This window comes from Pantoea sp. BL1, from assembly GCF_000963985.1.
Taxonomy (GTDB): Bacteria; Pseudomonadota; Gammaproteobacteria; order Enterobacterales; family Enterobacteriaceae; genus Pantoea; species Pantoea rwandensis_B.
This window is the reverse complement of the sequence record NZ_JZRH01000022.1, coordinates 80,219-102,128: the sequence shown is the minus strand read 5'-3', so window position 1 is coordinate 102,128 and position 21,910 is coordinate 80,219. Positions and strand designations below refer to the sequence as shown.

At 54.0% G+C, this 21,910-nt stretch carries 27 protein-coding genes; 14 read left to right on the top strand and 13 right to left on the bottom strand.

Annotated features, from left to right (window positions below):
* Positions 1-126 precede the first annotated feature (126 nt).
* Positions 127-1,182, top strand: a complete 1,056-nt coding sequence (locus VH86_RS12840) for a rhodanese-related sulfurtransferase (RefSeq protein ID WP_038647642.1) — start codon at positions 127-129, stop codon at positions 1,180-1,182.
* 60 nt (positions 1,183-1,242) lie between these two features.
* Here VH86_RS12840 and VH86_RS12835 read toward each other — a convergent pair whose 3' ends face one another.
* The 10 genes from VH86_RS12835 to mdtH form a co-directional block, all read right to left on the bottom strand.
* Complete coding sequence (locus tag VH86_RS12835) at positions 1,243-1,818, bottom strand: YceI family protein (RefSeq protein ID WP_045833075.1); 576 nt, start codon at positions 1,816-1,818, stop codon at positions 1,243-1,245.
* 1 nt (position 1,819) lies between these two features.
* A complete protein-coding gene (locus VH86_RS12830; protein WP_038647638.1) occupies positions 1,820-2,392 on the bottom strand; it encodes a cytochrome b in 573 nt (190 codons plus the stop codon).
* Between the two features lie 292 nt (positions 2,393-2,684).
* On the bottom strand, positions 2,685-3,800 hold the full coding sequence (gene solA, locus VH86_RS12825) for an N-methyl-L-tryptophan oxidase (protein ID WP_034820146.1): 1,116 nt from the start codon (positions 3,798-3,800) through the stop codon (positions 2,685-2,687).
* Positions 3,801-3,907: 107 nt separating this feature from the next.
* Complete coding sequence (bssS, locus tag VH86_RS12820; protein WP_013508627.1) at positions 3,908-4,162, bottom strand: biofilm formation regulator BssS; 255 nt, start codon at positions 4,160-4,162, stop codon at positions 3,908-3,910.
* 278 nt (positions 4,163-4,440) lie between these two features.
* A complete protein-coding gene (locus tag VH86_RS12815; protein WP_038647637.1) occupies positions 4,441-4,710 on the bottom strand; it encodes a hypothetical protein in 270 nt (89 codons plus the stop codon).
* 143 nt (positions 4,711-4,853) lie between these two features.
* Positions 4,854-5,099, bottom strand: a complete 246-nt coding sequence (gene dinI / locus VH86_RS12810) for a DNA damage-inducible protein I (RefSeq protein WP_034820137.1) — start codon at positions 5,097-5,099, stop codon at positions 4,854-4,856.
* Between the two features lie 68 nt (positions 5,100-5,167).
* Entirely contained in the window at positions 5,168-6,214 is a 1,047-nt protein-coding gene (pyrC, locus tag VH86_RS12805) for a dihydroorotase (RefSeq protein WP_045833074.1), read from the bottom strand.
* Positions 6,215-6,349: 135 nt separating this feature from the next.
* A complete protein-coding gene (locus VH86_RS12800) occupies positions 6,350-6,913 on the bottom strand; it encodes a lipoprotein (RefSeq protein ID WP_038647632.1) in 564 nt (187 codons plus the stop codon).
* Between the two features lie 110 nt (positions 6,914-7,023).
* Positions 7,024-7,671, bottom strand: coding sequence for a glutaredoxin 2 (gene grxB, locus VH86_RS12795; protein WP_045833073.1), 648 nt, complete (start codon positions 7,669-7,671; stop codon positions 7,024-7,026).
* 91 nt (positions 7,672-7,762) lie between these two features.
* On the bottom strand, positions 7,763-8,965 hold the full coding sequence (mdtH, locus tag VH86_RS12790; protein ID WP_045833072.1) for a multidrug efflux MFS transporter MdtH: 1,203 nt from the start codon (positions 8,963-8,965) through the stop codon (positions 7,763-7,765).
* Between the two features lie 244 nt (positions 8,966-9,209).
* On the opposite strand from mdtH, the gene rimJ reads away from it, so the two are divergent.
* The 4 genes from rimJ (at position 9,210) to murJ (ending at position 13,040) form a co-directional block, all read left to right on the top strand.
* Complete coding sequence (gene rimJ / locus VH86_RS12785) at positions 9,210-9,803, top strand: ribosomal protein S5-alanine N-acetyltransferase (RefSeq protein WP_038647626.1); 594 nt, start codon at positions 9,210-9,212, stop codon at positions 9,801-9,803.
* 13 nt (positions 9,804-9,816) lie between these two features.
* A complete protein-coding gene (locus VH86_RS12780) occupies positions 9,817-10,458 on the top strand; it encodes a DUF480 domain-containing protein (RefSeq protein WP_038647624.1) in 642 nt (213 codons plus the stop codon).
* A gap of 1 nt (position 10,459) precedes the next feature.
* Positions 10,460-11,380, top strand: coding sequence for a Gfo/Idh/MocA family protein (locus tag VH86_RS12775; RefSeq protein WP_045833071.1), 921 nt, complete (start codon positions 10,460-10,462; stop codon positions 11,378-11,380).
* A gap of 121 nt (positions 11,381-11,501) precedes the next feature.
* Positions 11,502-13,040 (top strand): murein biosynthesis integral membrane protein MurJ, encoded by a 1,539-nt coding sequence (murJ, locus tag VH86_RS12770; RefSeq protein ID WP_045833070.1) that lies wholly within the window; start codon positions 11,502-11,504, stop codon positions 13,038-13,040.
* 31 nt (positions 13,041-13,071) lie between these two features.
* On the opposite strand, the gene flgN is transcribed toward murJ, so the two are convergent.
* From flgN to flgA, 3 genes are all read right to left on the bottom strand, one after another.
* On the bottom strand, positions 13,072-13,503 hold the full coding sequence (gene flgN, locus VH86_RS12765) for a flagellar export chaperone FlgN (RefSeq protein ID WP_038647618.1): 432 nt from the start codon (positions 13,501-13,503) through the stop codon (positions 13,072-13,074).
* Positions 13,504-13,508: 5 nt separating this feature from the next.
* Positions 13,509-13,817: a flagellar biosynthesis anti-sigma factor FlgM gene (gene flgM / locus VH86_RS12760; protein ID WP_038647616.1), complete on the bottom strand. Its 309-nt coding sequence runs from the start codon at positions 13,815-13,817 to the stop codon at positions 13,509-13,511.
* Between the two features lie 105 nt (positions 13,818-13,922).
* Complete coding sequence (gene flgA, locus VH86_RS12755) at positions 13,923-14,582, bottom strand: flagellar basal body P-ring formation chaperone FlgA (protein WP_045813858.1); 660 nt, start codon at positions 14,580-14,582, stop codon at positions 13,923-13,925.
* 153 nt (positions 14,583-14,735) lie between these two features.
* Here flgA and flgB point away from each other — a divergent pair, with 153 nt between their 5' ends.
* From flgB to flgJ, 9 genes are all read left to right on the top strand, one after another.
* On the top strand, positions 14,736-15,149 hold the full coding sequence (gene flgB / locus VH86_RS12750) for a flagellar basal body rod protein FlgB (RefSeq protein WP_034830667.1): 414 nt from the start codon (positions 14,736-14,738) through the stop codon (positions 15,147-15,149).
* 2 nt (positions 15,150-15,151) lie between these two features.
* Complete coding sequence (flgC, locus tag VH86_RS12745; RefSeq protein WP_034830669.1) at positions 15,152-15,556, top strand: flagellar basal body rod protein FlgC; 405 nt, start codon at positions 15,152-15,154, stop codon at positions 15,554-15,556.
* A gap of 12 nt (positions 15,557-15,568) precedes the next feature.
* The gene (gene flgD / locus VH86_RS12740) at positions 15,569-16,243 is read left to right on the top strand and encodes a flagellar hook assembly protein FlgD (protein ID WP_045813859.1); all 675 of its coding nucleotides are present in this window, start codon (positions 15,569-15,571) and stop codon (positions 16,241-16,243) included.
* 24 nt (positions 16,244-16,267) lie between these two features.
* Entirely contained in the window at positions 16,268-17,500 is a 1,233-nt protein-coding gene (gene flgE, locus VH86_RS12735) for a flagellar hook protein FlgE (protein WP_045833069.1), read from the top strand.
* A 20-nt stretch (positions 17,501-17,520) separates the two neighbouring features.
* Positions 17,521-18,279 (top strand): flagellar basal body rod protein FlgF, encoded by a 759-nt coding sequence (locus VH86_RS12730; RefSeq protein ID WP_034830676.1) that lies wholly within the window; start codon positions 17,521-17,523, stop codon positions 18,277-18,279.
* Positions 18,280-18,296: 17 nt separating this feature from the next.
* Positions 18,297-19,079, top strand: a complete 783-nt coding sequence (gene flgG, locus VH86_RS12725; RefSeq protein WP_034830678.1) for a flagellar basal-body rod protein FlgG — start codon at positions 18,297-18,299, stop codon at positions 19,077-19,079.
* Positions 19,080-19,140: 61 nt separating this feature from the next.
* Positions 19,141-19,851 carry a flagellar basal body L-ring protein FlgH gene (locus VH86_RS12720; RefSeq protein ID WP_034830679.1) on the top strand — a complete coding sequence of 237 codons (711 nt, stop codon included), beginning with the start codon at positions 19,141-19,143 and terminating at the stop codon, positions 19,849-19,851.
* A gap of 11 nt (positions 19,852-19,862) precedes the next feature.
* The gene (locus VH86_RS12715; protein ID WP_045813994.1) at positions 19,863-20,969 is read left to right on the top strand and encodes a flagellar basal body P-ring protein FlgI; all 1,107 of its coding nucleotides are present in this window, start codon (positions 19,863-19,865) and stop codon (positions 20,967-20,969) included.
* Positions 20,969-21,910, top strand: a complete 942-nt coding sequence (gene flgJ / locus VH86_RS12710; protein WP_045833068.1) for a flagellar assembly peptidoglycan hydrolase FlgJ — start codon at positions 20,969-20,971, stop codon at positions 21,908-21,910. Before VH86_RS12715 ends, flgJ begins: the two co-directional genes overlap by 1 nt.

The window sequence follows — 21,910 nt, the reverse complement described above, 5'->3', positions numbered from 1 at the left end:
CTGCGGCGGAGAATTGCGTCGGTAATCCCGCCATTCAGGATTATCTGACCAGGGGCTTTGCATCGAGCGGAATTCAGGTATCATGTGCGCGCTAAATTTCTCTGATTGCTAACAGGATCGAACACCATGCCAGTGTTACATAACCTTGTTTCCAATAAAGAGCTGAAAGAACGTATGCTGGCTGAAAACGAGCCGCGTACCACAGTCTCTTTTTATAAGTACTTCCAGATTGCCGACCCGAAAGCCTTCCGTGATGCCCTCTACGTTGCGCTAACAAAGCTCAAGGTATTTGGACGCGTCTACGTGGCAAAAGAGGGGATCAACGCGCAAATCAGCGTACCTGCCAGCCAGTATGAAGCCATGAAAACCGCACTGTATGCGTTTGATCCGGCGTTAAATAACCTGCGAATGAACATTGCGCTGGACGATGATGGCAAATCCTTCTGGGTACTGCGCCTGAAAGTTCGTGAGCGCATCGTGGCCGATGGCATTGAAGATGAAAGCTTTGATGCCAGCGATGTCGGTGCCTATTTAAAAGCCGCAGACGTCAATGCGATGCTGGATGATCCCGATGCGGTGTTTGTCGACATGCGCAATCACTACGAATTCGAAGTGGGCCATTTCGATCAGGCGATGGAAGTCCCCGCCGACACCTTCCGCGATCAGCTGCCGATGGCCGTGGATATGCTGCAGGAGCATAAAGACAAAAAGATTGTCATGTACTGCACCGGCGGGATCCGCTGTGAAAAAGCCAGTGCGTGGATGAAACACAAAGGCTTCAATGATGTTTACCACATTGAAGGCGGCATCATTGAATATACCCGCCGTGCGCGTGAGCAGGGTTTACCTGTCCGTTTCAAAGGCAAAAACTTTGTGTTTGATGAACGTATGGGCGAACGTATTTCTGACGACATTCTCTCAAGTTGCCACCAGTGCGGCGTGCCGTGCGACAGTCACACTAACTGCGTCAATGACGGATGCCATCTGCTGTTCATTCAGTGCCCGAGTTGTGCGGAGAAATACCACAACTGCTGCAGCCCGCTGTGCATGGAAGAGGCGACATTAACACCGGAAGAGCAGCGTTCACGCCGCGCAGGCCGTGAAAACGGTAATAAAGTGTTTAACAAGTCGCGTGGTTTACTCAATATGACGATGGCGATCCCCGCGCCAGAGAAAAAGTAAACGACATCCAGCCTGAAATCACATGATCTCAGGCTGGTTCTGCCTTACTGCCTTACTGCCTTACTGCCGCACACCTTCCACTGAAATAATCAGCTCTGCTTTCTGCGATGCCGGTCCAAGATCTTTAGTGATATTGAATTCCTTCAAGACAATTTCACCGTTAGCTTCAAAGCCGGCACGATAGCCACCCCAGGGATCTTTTCCTTCGCCCAGCAGGCGTGCATCCAGGGTGATCGGCTTCGTCACGCCATTGAGCGTCAGATCACCTGTGATCTTGTAATCGTTACCCTCTTTTTTGACTGCCGTTGAGGCGAAAGTCGCTTGCGGGAATTTGGCGGTGTTAAGGAAATCGGCACTGCGAATATGCTTGTCGCGTTCGGCATGGTTAGTGTCGAGGCTGGCGGTGTTCAGGGTGACGTTAACCTTATCGCTCGCAGGGTTGGCTTCGTCAAAGGTGAAAGTCCCGTCAAAATCCTTAAACGTGCCGTATAACCAGCTATAACCCAGGTGCTGAATACGGAACTGTACGAAGGCGTGCTGGCCTTCTTTATCAAATTTATAGTCTGCTGCGCTGGCCAGCAAACTGGTGCCTAACAGACTGGCGGCACTCAGTGTCAGTAGCGTCTTCTTTAGCATTTTACTTCTCCTTTTCAGAGGTTAACGGGATGCGGTAACCCAGCATCCTTTTCAATGTGAAGTCTCGATCAATAAAATGGTGTTTTAATGCAGCCAGCCCATGCAGGGCGGAAAACAGCACTAACCCCCAGGCAAGCCACAAATGCAGAGCGCCAGCCAAATCGGCCTGTGCACCTGCTCCACTTAACAGGGCGGGCACTTCGAACCACCCAAACACAGAGATAGCTTTGCCATCGGCGGTCGATATCAGGTAGCCGCTTACCAGTAGCAGCAACAACAAGCCATACAACAGCCCGTGAGTCAGGCTGGCGGATCGGCGAATTAAGGGGGAATAGTGTGGTAAGGGGGCGGGCGGAGGAGAGATAACACGCCAGCCAAGGCGCAGCAGTAATGTGGCAAACAGGAGGATGCCAATACCCTTGTGGATTTCCGGGGCGCTGTGATACCAGCCATCGTAATATCCCAATCCGACCATCCACAGACCCAGCGCAAACATGCCGTAAATGACCAGCGCCATTAGCCAATGCAACATAATGGTCATTAGCCCGAAATGTTGTCTGGAGTTACGCCACATAAAAGTGAATCCATATCTGGAAATAGAGGGTAATAAGCATCCATATTTTGAAATATGAAAGCAATTAAGCTTACCTTTCTATAAAATTTAAAAAGACATTCGGAAATTGTGCGTTTATATCGATGTCTGCGTCAGAAATATTGACGATGGTTGTACGGCTGGCGGGGAAATAAAATGGAATGGAATATTGCTACACCTAATGCGGCAATCTTAACGCTAAAATGTCAGGAAAAAACTATTAATGTCAGCTTGCGTCAATAATGCTGGCGCCTGGGGCGCCAGCGAGACAACGTTAAGCAAAGCGCGAAAGTGAAAACGGCTTCAGGTCAAAGGAGAAGGGCTTATCCTGGGCAAATTCACTGGCAAGTTCACCTAAAACGCTGGCAAATTTAAATCCGTGTCCACTCAAGCCGGTAATAATTAATCGATTGGGCTCGCCTGGAAGGGTATCTATAATAAAGTCTTCGTCAGGTGTGTTGTCATAGCTGCAGGCCTCACCGTGTAAGCAAACGCCAACCCCTGGTAAGAACTGACGCAGGAAGCTGAAGGCTTCACTGCCGTCTGCAGCGATACTGCCGAAAGGTTTACGATCTTCGGGTTTCTGCATCAGCTGCCCGCCATCGTGACGCCCCACTTTTAATGCATTATTGTCGGCAGGGAAGCCATAAAAGTGGCTGCCATCAGGCATCTCCACCGTGAAGCCAGGAAATTGGTTGTTCTCGCTGTATCGACCATCAGCCTGATACCAGGCGAAGACTTTACGCACCGGTTGTACCGGCAGATCTTTTACCAGTTCACTCACCCAGGTACCGGCACTGACCAATAATTTACGCGCGCGAAACACACCGTCGCGAGTAGTGACTTGCTGCAAATCGCCATCGCGTGCGATTTCACTCACCGGGCAATTAAACAGTTGCGCACAACCCGCCTGTTCAGCCAGCTGTATCCAGCTACGAACTGCCTGCTCACATTTCAGGAAGCCGGAGTGAGGTTCGAATACCCCAATGTAGCCGTCGGGCACAGAGATCTGCGGCCAGCGCTTGCGCACTTCGTCTGCCTGCAGGATTTTTACTTCCAGTTGATATGTTTTGGCGCTGTCGATGACATTTTGGATAAATGAGGAGGTGAGGGGGGCCAGATTGAGGATGCCGCTTCGATGCATGATGCGTTCACCGCTCTGACGTTCCAGCTCATCCCATAAGGTTTGTGCGCGCAGCACCAGCGGGACGTAGCGTTCACCTTCGCCATAGGCATGGCGAATCAGGCGTGTTTCACCGTGGTGTGTGCCCTGGCTGTGCGGAGGATGGGCACTATCAATCATCAATACCGATAAGCCTGCCTGGGTTGCGTAAAAACCGGCGGCGGCACCCACCGATCCACTGCCCACCACAATCAGATCATAAACCATAACCACATCACTCCTGCCAAACGACGAAATTTTTCAACAGCATATCAAAAAAATCACGCCCATGAAAAAGGCACCCTATTGGGTGCCCTTTCACGCGAAGTAAGAAATTAGTGCTTTTGATTATCGCGTAGGTATTGCTCTGTGGACTCAATCTTTGCAATGCCAGCTTCGAGTATCGAGATGAACTGTCTGGCTACATCAGTAGTCAGCCAGTAGGTGGGGCCCACGTCAGCTTCTTCTTCTTTCTGATCCTGCGATGATAGCGAGTGCAGGCGGATCATCATGGCGTCATAACTGTCTACGGTACTGATGTCCCATCCAACCAGCGGATGAGTCTGAATGACGTCTTTATTTCTGTCCATTATAACCTCCTTATTACTCGTTAAACGAAGTGCTTCTTGAGGTTCAATGCGGCTTTTCTTGCACTAGCGGAACAATTATAACATGAAACAGGCGGTACAATAGTTAAAACGTGTGGCGATTAAAAAGAGAACGATAATAAATGCGTTCAGAATGCGACTTTTGTCGAATAATAAAGTGCCCGGTGTGCTGGGCATTTATTCAATAGTCTGAACAGTGGCTATAGCGTAGTTATCGGCGGTGTTAAGGGAAAACTTTATGCCGAAAAAAGGGGAAGGCTTCAGGCTTGTTCTGCCGGAGGTACCTGACCATTACGCCGCTGAATCTCTTCTGCCAGCCGAGTAAAGTGCTGTTGTAACTGTGCGTCGTGGTTCTGATTTTGCGCTTCGAGCGACAGATTATGCACCAGTAACTGACTGGCGCGATCGTCGAGGCAGAACGTCAAACTGGCAAAGGCATTTTCCAGCACCGTTAAACGTCGCTGCTGTTCGGCAATTAATGCCAGCAATTCACCGAAGGTCATCGCCTCTTCTGGTTTTTCAGTAGTCATGTAAAACACCTCCCGTAAGCATGACGAGGCAAGGATAGGGGATCGTTAAACATGAGTCTAGATGCAGCGACTTTATCTGGCGAGAGGGAAATTAAAACAAAAAAACCGGGTGGCGAAACCCGGCAAAAACGGCACAGTGGCAGTTAATCAGTAATAAACCAGTCGTCTGCGCTTTCCCACGTTTCTTGTAAAATATCGCTAATGCGTTCGCGTGACGCTTTACAGCCACCAAATACGCTCAATTGATTGCCGCCCGCATAACGGACTTTGACATGGTGATCGTCATCGGGGAAATCACGGGAAATACGACGGGTGAGTTCGGCACTGAGTGCATCCAGTGCACCTGCGGGAAGGGGCTGAGTTTTCGCTACGGTAATTTCAACACGCATAAAAGCCTCCGGGATAATATACTGGTTATTTGTACAGTAAAGTTATCCCAAAGGCAAGCTGTGCAATATTATTCTTTAATACGCCAGTTTAGGGTTTCACCTGCGAGGAACGGCACCAGCGTGTCATCGGCCACGTTGATGGTGTCCTGCACTGTCCAGGACTCACGGACCAGCGTCAGTGTGCCCTCATTCAGCGGCAGCCCGTAGAAGTTCGGCCCGTTTTCTGAACAGAACGCTTCGAAATGTTCCAGCGCATTCAACTCTTCGAATACCGTGGCATAGGCAGGCAGTGATGTCGGTGCGTTAAACACGCCGGCACAGCCGCAGCTCGCCTCTTTCAGGTGACGCAGATGCGGTGCGGTGTCCGTACCGAGGAATACGCGACGATTGCCACTGGCCACCAGGCTGCGCAGTGCTTCCTGGTGAATGTTGCGTTTCAGAATTGGCAGGCAATAGAGATGAGGACGTACACCGCCCACCAGCATGTGATTGCGGTTAAACATCAAATGCTGCGGCGTAATGGTGGCACCCAGCAGGTCGTTGCCCGCGGCCAGATATTCTGCCGCTTCTTTAGTGGTGATGTGTTCCATCACGACTTTCAGGGCAGGGAAGCGCTGACGCAGCGGTTCCAGCACGGTTTCGATAAAGCGCGCTTCGCGGTCAAAAATATCGATGTGCGAATCTGTGACTTCACCGTGCACCAGCATCGGCATGCCGATCTGCTGCATACGGTCCAGCACGCTGGCGATAGAATCAATATTGGTGACGCCGTGGCTGGAGTTGGTGGTGGCATGCGCGGGATAGAGTTTCGCTGCGGTGAAAGTCCCGTTGCGGAAGCCACGCTCAATTTCATCCGGATCTAAGGAATCAGTGAGGTAGCAGGTCATCAGTGGCGTAAAAGCGTGTTCAGCAGGCAGCGCAGCCATAATGCGCTCGCGATAGGCAATGGCGGCCTCTACGCTGGTTACCGGTGGAACCAGGTTTGGCATGACAATCGCACGACCATTGACCGCACTGGTATAAGGCAAAACGGCATTGAGCATCGCGCCATCGCGCAGATGGATATGCCAATCGTCAGGGCGGCGAATCGTGATTTGCTGGGGTTGGGCTGTCATTCAAAAAGGCTCCGGCTGAGAAAAAACGAATGGGCACGTTTAGGCCGGGGAGTAATCATAAGGGTGTGAGCAACCGTTTGCACGGGATTTTATTGCCGGAAACAAAAACCGCACCCGAAGGTGCGGTGGTTGAGGTTAATCCGTAAACGGAATCACCAATTGTCCCGGCTTCACTTCAATGCCTTTGGCAAATTTCTTCGCCAGTGCTTCACCTTTGCTGCGGTCTTCGCTTAGTACATAGGCAGGCTTCTCATTGAAGTAGCGTTTGAGAGACTCATTAAGATAAGGCGTCAGTGTTTTCATGATGGACGCCATCTTTTCTGGCTGTACTTGCGCGTCGACAATTTCAATATCATGCAGATAAATCGCGCCTTCCTGTGCATTGAAAATCGGCTGCGCTTTCATCTTCAGCTGCATTTCAGCCTGCTGCGGACCAAATAGCGAGCTGACGTTGATGTTTGCTTTGCCGGACAGGGTAATCTTGCCGGGTTCTTCACGACCAATCTGACTGGTGAGATCGCTGAGCACGATGTGTGCATTGACCAGCCCGGATACGCCGACGTCTTTTTCGAAGTTATTGCGCTTCTGCAGCGCTTGATTCACTTCCTGTTCGCTGATGGTGTATTGCGTCAATTGATTGCAGCCGCTCAACAGCACGGCTAAAAACAGGGCCAATAGCCCAGACATCGCCTTTTTCATAGATCCTCATCCTGAACGATACGGCAAAACAGCCATAGCCTGCCTGAAACCGGGCCAGGTGTCACCAGGAGAGGGATGAGAAACGCCGCAGCGTTTCTCATCGGACGGGGCTATGCCGCGATGGAAGAGAGCAGATTAATCTGGGTTTGCTTCGCCATATTGTCGCGGTAATCCGCGACGCGACTCGGCCATTCGATGCCTGCCACTAAGGTGAGCGAACGCAGGAGCGGAAACAGATTGATATCGTCTTCAGACAGTTCGCCATTCACGGCATTGGGTTTGACGATGAGCTTATCGAGCTGACGCAGGTCATCACTGATGTTTTTTATCAGCCCGGGTGCGTGTTTACGCAGCTCCGTGAAATCTCCGACGCTGGCCTGCTTTTTCTCACGGAAATAGCGACGCGCTGCCGGCGTGGCAAATTCCGCAAACGAGGCATCAGCGATGCGCGGAATCAGTAGCTTATTGATATAGCCGTTAACGCGGCGCAGCCATTCGCTGATGGCGGGGTTGTTTTTGCCGTTAAGCAGCGGCTCGCGATCCTGTTTATCCACCAGTCGAACAATGTCCATACTTTCTGGCATCGCACTGCCATCGGCTTTTTGCAGAATGGGCGCCATCTTCTGCCCGATGAGTTTTTTGGGCATCTGCTCATCGTCATTGAGCATAACGATCAATTCAACCGGCAGGCTCTTTAAGCCAAAAATCATGCGTGCTTTCACGCAGAAAGGGCAGTGATCGTAGATGTAGAGTTTCATCCCGTTTCTCCTGTGTAAATCTAAGGGTGACAAAGGTCACCCTTTTTCCGGACGTGCGGGAAGTATGGAAGAGATCCTTCGAAGGGGCAAACTAGCTGCTGAAGATGATCGGTGCCACCGGGCGCGGCTGGAACTGCCACCACAAGGCCAGCAGGGTGATGATGCCAACGCTGCTCAGCAACATCCAGGGCAGTTCAGGCAGAGCCAATTGCTGGCCCATATCGAACATCCACCCGCCACCGGAGTAGCCAATCAGACCGCCGATGGCCAGACCTAAACGACTGAATCCCATGTAACTGCCCCGCGCGCGTGAACTGGCCAACGATGCGCTGAGCGTCTCGCGTGCCGGTTCGGCGATGATGGAACCCAGGTAGAACACGCCGATTAACAAAAACAGCGAGGGCAGAGATTGGGCCATGCCGACAGGCAACAGGCTAAAGGTCATCAGGAATAAACCCACCATCAGCCGGGTTTCCAGGCGGAAGCGTTTTTCGCTCCAGCGAGCCAGCGGATAGAGCAGGCTGAGCGACAACATGGCTTCGATGGCGTACATCCATTTCACGGCGGCGGGTGCGCCAGCCACCTGATTCACCATCACCGGTAACATCAACATCACTTGCACGGCCAGAATGTAGTAGCCGGTCAACGTCAGCACATAAAGGCGGAAACGTTTATCCTGCCAGACGCGCTGCATACCTTCGCGCATTGCAATGCGTTCCGTTGAGATGCGCCACGCCGGTAACCACACGGCGTTAAATAGCGCCGCGGCGACAAACACCGCCGCACCTACCCAGCACACCAGACGGAAATCCCACGCCAGCAGCCAACTGCCAACCAGCGCACCCAGCACGGCGCCTGCGCTGTCCTGCATCATCAATAGCGAGAAGAAACGACCGCGCTCGCGAGCGCGTACCAGTTTCACCACCATGGCGCTGCGGGGAGGATCAAACAGGGTGCCACCGAGGCCGGATAGCAAACAGGCCAGCCATAGCATCCAGGGTTGATGCGCCAGCGCCATGCAAGCGAATCCAGCTGCACGCATCAGCATTCCCGTCACGATCAGCGGACGCGCGCCGAAACGATCGGCAATCGCGCCGCCGAAAATGCCCAGTCCCTGCTGCACAAACTGACGCAAACCCAGCGCGATACCCACCATTAATGCCGCCCAGCCCAGCTGTTCAACGAAATGGATGGAAATCAGTGGAAATACCACGAAAAAGCCTAACACCACCAACATGTTATCGACTAAGAGGAATGTTTTACCGAGGCGTCGTGCCCGCGCTACCCGAGACATGCTTAATCCTGAGCAAGTGATGAGAAAAGTGACCAGTTGGTCTATTTTCCGCCTGCGCTGACGGGAAAGACAGCGTATCCAGGATGATATTTTTTCATCGAATGAGCAGAAAAATTAATCCTGATTAAGGATGAATCACGTTGCATGTTGTCGAGGGTTTTACCGTAGCGAAGGTGACGGTTATAGTGAGAAGTATCGCCTCCGGCGTACATCTTTCTTAAAGTTATGGATTTCAGGAGTCATGATGTTTGGCTATCGTTCTGCTGGACCCCGCGTGCGCCTGACTACCGATCGTTTGGTGGTCCGTTTAGTTCACGAGCGCGATGCCTGGCGATTGGCAGATTATTATGCAGAGAACCGCGTCTTCCTTAAACCCTGGGAGCCGGTGCGCGACGAAAGCCACTGCTACCCCTCAGGCTGGCAGGCACGCCTTGGACTGATCGCGGATATGCATAAACAGGGCTCAGCCTACTATTTTGTGCTGATGGACCCGGAAGAGCATGAAGTGCGCGGTGTGGCCAATTTTAGCAACGTGCTGCGCGGTTCATTTCACGCTTGTTACCTTGGTTACTCATTAGGCGAAAAGTGGCAGGGGCAAGGCATGATGTTTGAAGCGTTGCAGTCAGCGATTCGCTACATGCAGCGGCAGCAACGCATACACCGCATCATGGCCAACTATATGCCGCACAATCAGCGCAGCGGTGATCTGCTGGCACGTCTTGGGTTCGAGAAAGAGGGGTATGCCAAAGATTATTTGCTGATCGATGGACGCTGGCAGGATCACGTGTTGACCGCGTTGACCTGGCAGGAGTGGACCCCAGATCGTCGTGGACAATAATAAGGAAATACGCATGAAAATGGCTTTATCCGCGCAGGCGCTGCGTGTGATCGGTTGCCTGCTAGAAAAGCAGGTCACCACTCCGGATCAATATCCGCTTTCCCTCAATGGTGTGGTCACCGCCTGTAATCAAAAGTCCAACCGTGAACCGGTGATGAATCTGAGTGAAATGGAGGTGCAATCTCAACTTGATGAGCTGGTGAAGAAGCACCTGGTGACCTCCAACAACGGATTCGGTCAACGCGTCAGCAAGTATGAACAGCGCTTCTGTAACTCCGCATTCGGTCATTTGCAACTCAGCAGCGCGGAAGTGGCGGTACTGGCTTTGCTGTTCCTGCGCGGCGCACAAACGCCGGGTGAACTGCGCACCCGCAGTGGACGTTTGCATGAGTTTAGCGATATGAACGAGGTTGAGCAGACGCTAAACGGCTTAATCACCCGTGATGACGGGCCGATGGTGATACGTCTGGCACGCGAGCCGGGTAAACGCGAAAGCCGTTACATGCATCTGTTTGGCGGGGAAGTGGCTGAAGAGCCTGCCATGAGTGCAGATGAGAGGGACAGCGATGACCTGTTGAGCCGGGTTGCGCAGTTGGAACAGCAGGTGGCTCAACTGCAATCTCAACTGGAACAACTGCTGCAGAAGGAGCAATAACATGACACTTCGTATCGGCATTGTCGGATTAGGCGGCATCGCGCAGAAAGCCTGGTTGCCGGTGTTGTCTCACGCCACCGACTGGCAACTGGCGGGGGCGTTTTCGCCCAGCCAGGCAAAAGCTCAGCCCATCTGCGACAGTTATCGCATGCCTTATTTCAACCAGCTGGACGCGCTGGCGGCCGCCAGTGATGCGGTCTTTGTGCACAGCAGTACCGCCAGTCATTTTGAGGTGGTGCAGGCGTTGCTGCTGGCGGGCAAAGATGTTTGCGTGGATAAACCTTTAGCCGAAACCCTGCAGCAGGCGGAAGCGCTGGTGGCTTTAGCGGAGAAGCGCAAACGCAAACTGATGGTGGCGTTTAATCGTCGCTTTGCGCCACGCTATCAACAGTTGAAAGCGGAAATGCCGCGAGCGGCTTCACTGCGTATTGAAAAGCATCGCGCGGATAGCGTGGGTCCGGGGGATTTGCGCTTTACTCTGCTGGATGACTACCTGCACGTGGTGGATACGGCGTTGTGGCTGGCAGGGGGCAAACTGACGCGTGAGCAGGGCTTTATTGAAACCAATGAGGAGGGGGCGATGCTGTACGCTGAACATCACTTCTCAGCAGGGGCGCTGCAAATCACCACCAGTATGCATCGTCGCGCCGGCACACAGCGCGAAGTGGTGAGCGCCATCTGCGACGGTGACTACATCGAAATTAATGAGATGCGTGACTGGCAGCAGGAGAACCTCGGCGGCTTACGCACCGATCCGATAGCCTCCTGGCAAAGCCATCTTGTTCAGCGCGGTTTCAGCGGTGCGGCACAGCATTTTATCCAATGCGTTCAAAATCAGACGATGCCTGAAACCAGCGGTGAACAGGCGCTGGCGGCGCAGCGTCTGGTGGAAAAACTGTGGCGCGATGCCGAACAGGAATAACCCCTTGTAACACTCAATGCTGGTCATTTCCCGCAGTGGCAGTAGACTATCGCCGGACATCAGCAGATGTCCGCGCTAAGTTGCTCATTTATCCGACACTTTTCAGGATGCGCCACTCAAAATGAATTTGTTGAAATCGCTGGCTGCGGTCAGTTCGATGACCCTTTTTTCTCGCGTGCTGGGCTTTGCCCGTGATGCCATTGTGGCACGCGTGTTCGGTGCCGGTATGGCCACCGATGCCTTCTTCGTGGCCTTTAAACTGCCCAATTTGCTGCGCCGTATCTTTGCAGAAGGCGCCTTTTCTCAGGCGTTTGTGCCCATTCTTGCTGAATACAAAAGCAAGCAGGGCGAAGAGGCCACGCGCGTATTTGTCGCCTACGTTTCCGGTTTACTGACGCTGGTGCTGGCGGTGGTGACGGTGCTCGGCATGATTGCCGCGCCCTGGGTGATTGTGGTCACCGCACCCGGATTTGCCGATACCGCCGATAAATTCGCACTGACCAGTTCACTGCTGCGCGTCACCTTTCCTTATATTCTGCTGATCTCTCTGGCGTCGCTGGCCGGTGCGATACTCAACACCTGGAATCGCTTCTCGGTGCCGGCATTTGCGCCGACGTTATTAAACATCAGCATGATTGGCTTTGCGGTATTTGCTGCCCCGCATTTCCATCCACCGGTGATGGCGCTGGCATGGGCTGTGGTCGTCGGTGGGGTGTTGCAACTGTTCTACCAGCTGCCGCACCTGAAGAAAATCGGCATGCTGGTGTTGCCGCGCCTCAACCTGCGTGACGCCGGCGTATGGCGCGTCATGCGCCAAATGGGACCGGCGATTCTTGGCGTCTCGGTGAGCCAAATCTCCTTGATCATCAACACCATTTTCGCCTCATTCCTCGTCTCGGGTTCAGTGTCGTGGATGTACTATGCCGACCGTCTGATGGAGTTCCCGTCGGGCGTATTGGGTGTCGCTTTGGGCACGATTTTACTGCCATCGTTAGCGAAGAGCTTCGCCAGCGGCAATCATGATGAGTACTCGCGTCTAATGGATTGGGGCCTGCGCCTCTGCTTCCTGCTGGCCCTGCCGAGCGCCGTTGCTCTTGGGATCCTCTCTGGCCCGCTGACCGTGGCGTTGTTCCAGTACGGCAAATTTACCGCGTTCGATGCCGCCATGACGCAGCGTGCGCTGGTGGCGTATTCGGTAGGATTGATGGGGCTGATTGTGGTCAAAGTGCTGGCGCCCGGCTTCTATTCGCGTCAGGACATTAAAACCCCGGTGAAGATTGCGATTGTGACATTGATCATGACGCAGGTGATGAACCTGGCGTTTATCGGCCCGCTCAAACATGCCGGATTGTCGTTGTCGATCGGATTAGCGGCTTGTCTTAACGCCGCGCTGCTGTACTGGCAATTACGTAAACAGGATATCTTCCAGCCGCAGCCGGGTTGGTTTAGCTTCCTGGTGCGTCTGATGATTGCGGTTTTGGTCATGGCGGCAGCACTGCTGGGCATTCTGCATGTGATGCCGGCCTGGGATGAAGGGCAGATGTGGTGGCGGTTACTGCGTCTGGCTGCAGTCTGCGCCATTGGCGGTGGTGCTTACTTTGTCATGCTGGGTCTGTTGGGCTTCCGCCCGAGAGATTTTGCCCGCCGTACGCTGGCATAAAAAAATCCCGCCTCGGCGGGATTTTTCTTTATTAACCTTTGCGGCTGAGCGTCGACTGACCTTTGCCTAACCCATCGGGACCGTAAAACGCCTGAGTCTGGTGCGGCTTCAGTATCGAGAGCGCATCATTGGTGAAGCTGATTTGATGCTGCAGCAGAATACCGTTATGAGTGTTGGTATCGCGCAAACGGCGGGTATGCTGCTGAATGCTCTGCCAGCGGCGTTCACGATCGCTGTGACCACCATAGGGCGCCTGAGTACCGAGTGACTTTTCGGTATTTCGGCGCATTTCGTCCAGATAATTCAACGTCGTCAGCAGCGCGCTTTTATCTTCTGATATGCGCTGCAACAGGTTGCCATTAACCTGGCCGGCAGACAGTTGCTGTTGCTCTTCATCCATCACCACAGTGAGTGAAGCCAGCACGTCCTGCATTTTATCTAAGGTGGTCAGCAGATTGTCCATTGGGATTAGTTACCCTCTAAATACGCCTTGGTATCGGCGATCAGCGCGTCGGCGATCTTACCGGTATCCATTTTCAGTTCGCCATTACGAATAGCGGTTTTCAGTTGTTCAACACGTGCCGTGTTGATGTCTTTGCTGCCCGGCTGCATTAACTGCGCCTGAGCCGTGCTCAACTTCACTTCGGCACCGCTTTCGCTGGTGCTGGCGTTGGTTGAAGCAGTCACGTTTTGGCGCACCTTGCCGTTGTTATCGTTGGTGTCGCGGGATTGTACAGTGCTCACCGGGCTTAAAGGCTGCGTTCTGTCGATGCTCATGGTCTTGCTCCTGTAAGGTCAGTTGAGGGTCAGTCAACTGAGTCAGCATAGGGTAATGTCTTTGTTGATATCTCTATCGGCAGAACAACAGGGTTCTTTAACGCTTTATAGCGATATCAGAATATTCCCATCCGCGTCGACGCGCCCACTGACAACCTGACCATTTCCCATGCGCACGCGCACCATTTGTGCCGCGCTGGCGTTGTTCAGCGCACGTCCTTCGCTACTGGCATTAAACCCGTTTCCGCTGGCTACCACCATCACATTTTGTCCTGCTTTAACCCGCCAGGGCTGGCGCAGCATCATCGCGGTCACCGGCTGTCCAGGCGGGATATCGCGCAGCGCAATCGCATCGGCCACGCTGTTGTTATCGAACAAGGCACGCGGAGGCAGTTCATCCAGACGCCCGGTCTCGAGACGGAAATCATTCGGGTCGAGAGTGCTGCCACGTGCTACCTGACGGCTGGCAACTAAATACTGACCAGTCACCTGTACCTGAACCTGCAGGAAACGACGATTCTGATCGCAGCTGGCGGCAATGCTGAGATTGCCCCACTGGCGACTGTTGCCCGGCAGTTGTAACGCCGGCGCCTCGCAGGTCGGCCACTGCTCTTTGGGCGTGCGCACCACTACGGTCATCCCCGCGGCATGTTGCGGATCGCGCGCTTTAAAAAACTGCGTTAACTGTGCGGTCAGGTCCGCCGCATGGCCGGGCAGCGCGAAGGCCAACAACAACGTGGCCAGCAAAGGTAAAGATCTGCGCATAAACGCCTCCTGTCGAGAAGATGGCCTGAGTCTACTCTTCGCGCGAAAAATTCAATGTCAAAAATAGCCGTGATTTTTGCTGCTATTCAGACGATCGCCCTTGCATTTGTCCACTTAAGCTGTCAGCTCGAAATTCTCATTCGCGGAGGAAGCATGCTCGACAAACTCGATGCCGCGCTGCGATTTGGTACAGAAGCGTTAAATCTGCGTGCTCAGCGCCAGGAAATCCTGGCGTCCAATATTGCCAACGCCGATACCCCGGGCTACCAGGCGCGGGATATCGACTTTGCCAGCCAGCTGAGCAAGGTGATGGAAAACGGTCGCGCGGAGGGGAGCAGCATGGCGCTGAAAGTCACCTCTTCACGCCACATCGCCGCTGAAACCAACTCTCAGCCATCCATGGACCTGATGTACCGCATTCCCGATCAACCTGCCGCGGATGGCAACACCGTGGATATGGATCGTGAACGTACGCAGTTTGCTGATAACAGCCTGAAATACCAAACCGATCTCACCCTCATCAGTAGCCAAATCAAAGGCATGATGAGCGTTCTGCAGGGGCAATAACCATGGCATTGCTGAATATTTTTGATATCGCCGGTTCGGCGATGACCGCGCAATCACAGCGCCTCAACGTCAGCGCCAGTAACCTGGCTAACGCCGACAGTGTCACCGGGCCGGATGGTCAGCCTTATGTGGCAAAACAGGTGATATTCCAGACCGATGCCGCCCCTGGCGCGGCGACCGGTGGCGTCAAAGTCGCGGGCGTGGTGAACGATCCTACCCCGGCCAAATTGGTGTATGACCCAGGTAATCCGATGGCGGATGAGAAGGGTTACGTCAAGATGCCAAACGTCGATGTCGTATCAGAAACCGTTAACACCATGTCAGCGTCCCGCAGCTATCAGGCCAACGTCGAAGTGTTGAACACGGTGAAATCAATGATGATGAAAACCCTGACGATGGGTCAATAACGGAGCACGAACATGAGCGTAGCAGTCGGCGTTAATGCCAATCTTGACCCAACGGTACTGAGTTCGTCCAGTTCAACAGGGACGGGAAACAGTGCTCAGGACTTGCAGAACCAATTCCTGACCATGCTGGTGACGCAGTTGCAGAACCAGGATCCCACCAACCCAATGGACAACAGCCAGCTCACTACTCAGCTGGCGCAGATTAACACCCTGAGCGGCATTGAGAAGCTGAATACCACGTTGGGTTCTATCTCTGGTCAGCTCACCACCAGCCAGTCACTGCAGAGTACGACGCTGATTGGACATGGTGTGATGATTGATGGCAGCCAGATCCTGGTTGGCAGTGGTACCACGACCCCATTCGGGGTGGAGTTGAGTACCGCCTCTACCGCCACCACCGCGACCATCAAAGATTCGAACGGCACTGTGGTTCGCACTGTCGACTTGGGCGCATTGACGTCCGGCGTTCACGCCTTCTCCTGGGACGGCAAAGACGCGAATGGCACGACAGTGGCTGATGGCAAATATTCTGTATCGATTGCCGCCAGTAATGGCAGCACACAATTGGTGGCACAACCGCTTAATTACGCTTACGTGAATGGCGTGAGTACGGTGAATAACACCTCAAAACTGGACCTCGGCACCATGGGCTCCGCCACTCTTGATGAAGTTCGTCAGATTCTCTAATTCAATTTTAGCAGGAGACACGTTATGTCTTTTTCTCAAGCTGTCAGTGGTATGAATGCGGCCTCCAGTAACCTGGATGTCATTGGTAACAACATCGCCAACTCCGCGACCGCGGGTTTCAAATCCAGCACCATTTCGTTCGCAGATATGTTTGCTGGTTCCAATATCGGTATGGGTACCAAGGTCGCTGCGGTTATTCAGAACTTCAACGACGGTACCACGACCTCAACCAGCCGTGGTCTGGACGTGGCACTGAGCGGTAACGGTTTCTTCCGTATGACCGATGCTGCGGGTAGCGTTTACTACTCTCGTAATGGTCAGTTCACGCTGGATGCCAACCGTAACCTGGTGAACACCCAGGGCATGAGCGTGACCGGCTATCCGGCAACCGGTACCCCGCCGACCATTCAGACGGGTGCAAACCCGGTGGCATTGAGCGTACCGACGACGCAGATGTCGGCGCGCGCGACCACGACGGCCGGTTTGGTGTCTAACCTGAACTCCACAGATAGCGTGCCAACAGTGGCAACCTTCAGCTCGTCAGACGTCGATAGCTACAACGCCAAAAGCACCGTCACTGTGTATGACTCACAGGGTAACGATCATGCTCTCGACCTCTATTATGTGAAAACCAGTGATAACAACTGGGCTGTGCACGCGATTGATTCCACGACTGGAGCGTCAGCAGGTGATTTCTCGATGACCTTCGACTCCAACGGTAAGCTGCAATCAATCACAAGCGGCGGGACAACCACCGCAGGTGCAACCACTGTTGGCTTGACTATTCAGGGATCTAATGGTGCTGCGGCTAATCAGGCCATCACGTTGAGCGTACTTGGAAGCCAGCAACAAAACACCGGCACCACGTCATTCGGAAACCCAACGCAGGATGGTTATGCGCCGGGCGACCTGACCAGCTACGCCATCAACGATGACGGCACCATTACCGGTACCTATTCGAACCAGAAAACTCAGCTGCTGGGTCAAATCGTTCTGGCCAGCTTCTCTAACCCGGAAGGCCTGAAGTCAGAAGGCGATAACGTCTGGTCTGCGACCAACTCTTCGGGTCAGGCGGCAATCGGCCTGGCAAACACCGGCACTTACGGTTCACTGACTTCAGGTGCACTGGAAGCCTCCAACGTCGATCTGAGTAAAGAGCTGGTCAACATGATCGTTGCACAACGTAACTATCAGGCGAACAGCCAGACGATTAAAACGCAGGATCAGATCCTCAACACCCTGATCAACTTACGTTAATTCGCTAACGGGATTGCATTATGGATCACGCAATATATACCGCGATGGGCGCCGCCAGTCAGACGATGGAACAACAATCGGTGACCGCCAGCAACCTCGCCAACGCCTCAACGCCGGGCTTCCGCGCCCAGCTCAACGCGTTGCGCGCGGTGCCGGTCAACGGCTGGTCGCTGCCGACGCGCACCTTAGTGGCTGCCTCAACGCCGGGTGCCGATATGACGCCAGGCGCCATGGACAACACCGGACGCCCGCTCGATGTGGCGGTACAGCAAGATGGCTGGCTGGCGGTGCGTACCGCTGACGGTTCTGAAGCCTATACCCGCAACGGCAACATGCAGATCAGCTCGACCGGTATTTTGACCATTCAGGGCAATCCCGTGATGGGCGATGGCGGTCCAATCGCCATTCCACAAGGCTCCGAGCTGACTATCGCGGCTGACGGTACCATCACCTCGCGTAATGCGGGTGATGCGCCAAACGCCACGGTGCAGATTGGTAAGCTGAAGCTGGTTAAGGCCACGGGCAAAGAGTTACAGCGCGGTGACGATGGTATGTTCCGTCCAACCCAGGCGACGCAGGCGACACGCGGTGCGGCTCTAGCGCCTGATGCAACGGTCGCGGTCATGCCAGGTGTGCTGGAAGGCAGCAACGTTAAGCCAGTGGAAACCATGGTCGACATGATCGCCAACGCCCGACGTTTCGAGATGCAGATGAAAGTCATCACTAACGTCGATGAAAACGAACAAAAAGCCAATCAACTGCTCAACATGAGCAGCTAAGGCGTAAGGAAAACAACATGATTCGTTCTTTATGGATCGCTAAAACCGGCCTTGACGCCCAGCAAACCAATATGGACGTCATTTCGAACAACCTTGCGAACGTTTCAACCAACGGATTTAAGCGTTCGCGTGCCGTGTTCGAAGATCTGATGTATCAGACGCTGCGTCAGCCGGGCACGCAGTCATCGGAACAGACCACATTGCCCTCAGGCTTGCAGATTGGTACCGGTGTGCGCCCAGTGACTACCGAGCGTCTGCATACCCAGGGCAACCTGTCGCAGACCAGCAACTCAAAAGACGTGGCGATCAACGGTCAGGGTTATTTCGAAGTGCAGATGCCAGACGGTACCTCTTCATATACGCGTGACGGTTCATTCCAGGTGGATCAGAACGGTCAGCTGGTGACCAACGCCGGCTATCCGGTTCAGCCTGGGATCACTATCCCGGCGAACGCCACCAGCATCACCATCTCGCGTGACGGTGTGGTGAGCGTGACACAGCAGGGGCAGACCAACCCAGCGCAGGTGGGACAGTTGACGCTGAGCACCTTTATGAACGATGCAGGCCTCGATAGCCTGGGTGAAAACCTCTATCAGGAAACGCAGGCATCCGGTGCGGCGACGCAGAGTACGCCAGGCCAGAACGGCGCGGGTTTGCTGTATCAGGGTTATGTTGAAACTTCTAACGTCAATGTGGCGGAAGAGTTGGTCACCATGATTCAGACGCAGCGTGCTTATGAAATCAACAGCAAAGCGATCACCACCTCTGATCAGATGCTGCAGAAATTAACCCAGGTTTAATCTGGGGTCGTTGGGCCAGCCTGGCTGGCCCGATTAAGAACATGAATAAGGTCAGAACTCCGTGGCGAAGCAAGTGATTCTCAAGCCTGGGCATTGGTTAGTAGCCACGCTGCTACTGACATTAAACGGTTGTGCGTTAGTCCCGCGTACGCCTCTGGTGCAGGGTGCCACAACGGCAGAACCTACGCCTTCCGCACCACCAGTGGTAAACGGTTCAATTTTCCAGGGCGTTGCGCCACTGAACTATGGCTATCAGCCGCTGTTCGAAGACCGCCGTCCACGTAACATTGGCGATACTCTGACGATTACGCTGCAAGAAAATGTCAGCGCCAGCAAAAGTTCTTCAGCTAATGCGAGCCGCGATGGCAGCAACAGCTTTGGCGTGAGCACTGTGCCAACCGGCCTGAGCGGTCTGGTCGGCGCCGCCGGTGAGAAAGCCGGTCTGGATGCCAATGGTAAAAATGACTTCGCTGGCAAAGGTGGCGCAACGGCCAATAACACCTTTACCGGCACCATCACCGTCACCGTGAATCAGGTGTTGTCGAATGGCAACCTGCGCGTGGTCGGTGAGAAACAGATCGAAATTAACCAGGGAACCGAATTTATTCGCTTCTCCGGTGTGGTTAACCCACGCACCATCAGCGCCAGCAACGCCGTGTTGTCAACGCAGGTGGCCGATGCACGTATTGAGTATGTCGGAAACGGGTATATCAATGAGGCGCAAACCATGGGCTGGTTCCAGCGTTTCTTCCTGAACGTGTCGCCGATGTAATCGAGGTAATGATGAAAATGAACACTCTGCTGCGTCTGAGCCTGAGCCTGCTGCTCGGTGTCAGTCTCATGGCCCAGGCTGACCGCATTCGCGATCTGACATCCGTGCAGGGCGTGCGCGAAAACCAGCTGATCGGTTACGGCCTGGTGGTGGGGCTTGATGGGACAGGTGACCAGACCACACAAACGCCGTTTACCACCCAGACGGTAAGCAACATGCTGTCGCAGCTCGGTATCACCGTGCCCACCGGCACCAATATGCAGCTGAAAAACGTGGCGGCGGTGATGGTCACGGCGAAGCTGCCGTCGTTTGCGCGGCAGGGGCAGAATATTGACGTGGTGGTCTCTTCGCTGGGTAACGCCAAAAGCCTGCGCGGTGGCACGCTGTTAATGACGCCGATGAAAGGGGTCGATAACCAGGTGTACGCGCTGGCGCAGGGAAATATTCTGGTGGGCGGTGCAGGTGCATCTGCAGGCGGCAGCAGTGTGCAGGTTAACCAGCTAAACGGTGGCCGCATTACTAATGGTGCAACGGTAGAGCGCGAGCTGCAAAGTAACTTTGGCAGCCAAAACACCATCAATCTCCAACTGAATACTGAAGATTTCACCATGGCGCAGCGTATTGCCGATGCGATTAATAGCCGTGGCGTGGGTTCAGCGCAGCCACTTGATGCGCGTACCGTGCAGATTCGCGTTTCGCCCAACAACAGTTCACAGGTGCGCCTGCTGTCAGAAATCCAGAATATAGACGTTTCCGTGCCGGTTGAAGATGCCAAAGTCATCATCAACTCGCGTACCGGTTCGGTGGTCATGAACCGCGAGGTAACGCTCAATACCTGTGCTGTGGCGCAAGGCAACTTGTCGGTGACAGTGAATCAGCAGCAGAACGTCAGCCAGCCGAACACGCCGTTCGCCGGTGGACAAACCGTGGCGACGACGCAGACGCAGATCGACTTGCGCCAGAGCGGCGGAGCCTTGCAGCGTGTTAACGCCAGCGCCAACCTTAATAACGTGGTCCGTGCCCTTAACGCCCTGGGCGCAACGCCGATTGAGCTGATGTCGATTCTGCAGTCGATGCAAAGTGCAGGCTGTCTGCGCGCCAAACTGGAAATCATCTGATGACCGATACGCAATCGCTGATGAGTGCGGCTTATGACAGCCGCTCACTGAACAACCTGAAACGCGAAGCCGCCGCCGACCCGAAAGGGAAGGCGCTGCAAGTGGCAAAACAGGTTGAGGGAATGTTCGTACAGATGATGTTGAAGAGCATGCGTGAAGCGTTGCCGCAGGATGGCATCTTCAGCAGCGACTCAACAAAGATGTACACCTCAATGTACGATCAGCAGATTGCGCAGGAAATCGGTAAACGCGGGCTGGGTATGGCGGATTTGATCGTCAAACAGATGCAGCCCGCGCAAGAGCCTGATGAAACCGCTGGCACGGTACCGATGAAGCTGGATAACAGCTTCATTTATAGCAATCTGCCTTCCAACCAACTGGAGCAGATGGTACGCAAAGCGGTGCCGCGTCTGCCGGTATCGCCATCCAGCTTCCCAGCGGATAGCAACGACTTTATTGCCCAGTTATCCCAACCCGCGCAGGCCGCGAGTCAGCAGAGTGGTATTCCTCATCACTTGATCCTTGCCCAGGCGGCGCTGGAATCGGGTTGGGGACAACGCCAGATTCTGACGCGCGACGGCAAGCCGAGCTACAACGTGTTTGGCATCAAGGCCGGTGGTGACTGGAAGGGCGCAACCACCGACATCATGACCACCGAATATGAAGGTGGCGTGGCGAAGAAAGTGCGTGCCACCTTCCGTGTTTATGGCTCCTATATGGAAGCACTCAGCGACTACGTCAAACTGCTGTCCAATAACCCGCGCTATGCCGCCGTTGCCAACGCCGCAACGCCGGAGCAGGGCGCACGAGCCCTGCAGGCAGCGGGCTATGCCACCGATCCGAAATATGCGCAGAAATTGGTGGGAATGATCCAGCAATTCAAAAACATGGGCGAAAAAGTCGTGAAGGCTTACAGCCAGGATATTAGCGATTTGTTCTGA

Bases quoted from the DNA above. Each gene is read 5' to 3' on its own strand.
- VH86_RS12840 (WP_038647642.1), top strand. From the start codon at position 127: ATGCCAGTGTTACATAACCTTGTTTCCAATAAAGAGCTGAAAGAACGT.
- VH86_RS12835 (WP_045833075.1), bottom strand. From the start codon at position 1,818: ATGCTAAAGAAGACGCTACTGACACTGAGTGCCGCCAGTCTGTTAGGC.
- VH86_RS12830 (WP_038647638.1), bottom strand. From the start codon at position 2,392: ATGTGGCGTAACTCCAGACAACATTTCGGGCTAATGACCATTATGTTG.
- solA (WP_034820146.1), bottom strand. From the start codon at position 3,800: ATGGTTTATGATCTGATTGTGGTGGGCAGTGGATCGGTGGGTGCCGCC.
- bssS (WP_013508627.1), bottom strand. From the start codon at position 4,162: ATGGACAGAAATAAAGACGTCATTCAGACTCATCCGCTGGTTGGATGG.
- VH86_RS12815 (WP_038647637.1), bottom strand. From the start codon at position 4,710: ATGACTACTGAAAAACCAGAAGAGGCGATGACCTTCGGTGAATTGCTG.
- dinI (WP_034820137.1), bottom strand. From the start codon at position 5,099: ATGCGTGTTGAAATTACCGTAGCGAAAACTCAGCCCCTTCCCGCAGGT.
- pyrC (WP_045833074.1), bottom strand. From the start codon at position 6,214: ATGACAGCCCAACCCCAGCAAATCACGATTCGCCGCCCTGACGATTGG.
- VH86_RS12800 (WP_038647632.1), bottom strand. From the start codon at position 6,913: ATGAAAAAGGCGATGTCTGGGCTATTGGCCCTGTTTTTAGCCGTGCTG.
- grxB (WP_045833073.1), bottom strand. From the start codon at position 7,671: ATGAAACTCTACATCTACGATCACTGCCCTTTCTGCGTGAAAGCACGC.
- mdtH (WP_045833072.1), bottom strand. From the start codon at position 8,965: ATGTCTCGGGTAGCGCGGGCACGACGCCTCGGTAAAACATTCCTCTTA.
- rimJ (WP_038647626.1), top strand. From the start codon at position 9,210: ATGTTTGGCTATCGTTCTGCTGGACCCCGCGTGCGCCTGACTACCGAT.
- VH86_RS12780 (WP_038647624.1), top strand. From the start codon at position 9,817: ATGAAAATGGCTTTATCCGCGCAGGCGCTGCGTGTGATCGGTTGCCTG.
- VH86_RS12775 (WP_045833071.1), top strand. From the start codon at position 10,460: ATGACACTTCGTATCGGCATTGTCGGATTAGGCGGCATCGCGCAGAAA.
- murJ (WP_045833070.1), top strand. From the start codon at position 11,502: ATGAATTTGTTGAAATCGCTGGCTGCGGTCAGTTCGATGACCCTTTTT.
- flgN (WP_038647618.1), bottom strand. From the start codon at position 13,503: ATGGACAATCTGCTGACCACCTTAGATAAAATGCAGGACGTGCTGGCT.
- flgM (WP_038647616.1), bottom strand. From the start codon at position 13,817: ATGAGCATCGACAGAACGCAGCCTTTAAGCCCGGTGAGCACTGTACAA.
- flgA (WP_045813858.1), bottom strand. From the start codon at position 14,582: ATGCGCAGATCTTTACCTTTGCTGGCCACGTTGTTGTTGGCCTTCGCG.
- flgB (WP_034830667.1), top strand. From the start codon at position 14,736: ATGCTCGACAAACTCGATGCCGCGCTGCGATTTGGTACAGAAGCGTTA.
- flgC (WP_034830669.1), top strand. From the start codon at position 15,152: ATGGCATTGCTGAATATTTTTGATATCGCCGGTTCGGCGATGACCGCG.
- flgD (WP_045813859.1), top strand. From the start codon at position 15,569: ATGAGCGTAGCAGTCGGCGTTAATGCCAATCTTGACCCAACGGTACTG.
- flgE (WP_045833069.1), top strand. From the start codon at position 16,268: ATGTCTTTTTCTCAAGCTGTCAGTGGTATGAATGCGGCCTCCAGTAAC.
- VH86_RS12730 (WP_034830676.1), top strand. From the start codon at position 17,521: ATGGATCACGCAATATATACCGCGATGGGCGCCGCCAGTCAGACGATG.
- flgG (WP_034830678.1), top strand. From the start codon at position 18,297: ATGATTCGTTCTTTATGGATCGCTAAAACCGGCCTTGACGCCCAGCAA.
- VH86_RS12715 (WP_045813994.1), top strand. From the start codon at position 19,863: ATGAAAATGAACACTCTGCTGCGTCTGAGCCTGAGCCTGCTGCTCGGT.
- flgJ (WP_045833068.1), top strand. From the start codon at position 20,969: ATGACCGATACGCAATCGCTGATGAGTGCGGCTTATGACAGCCGCTCA.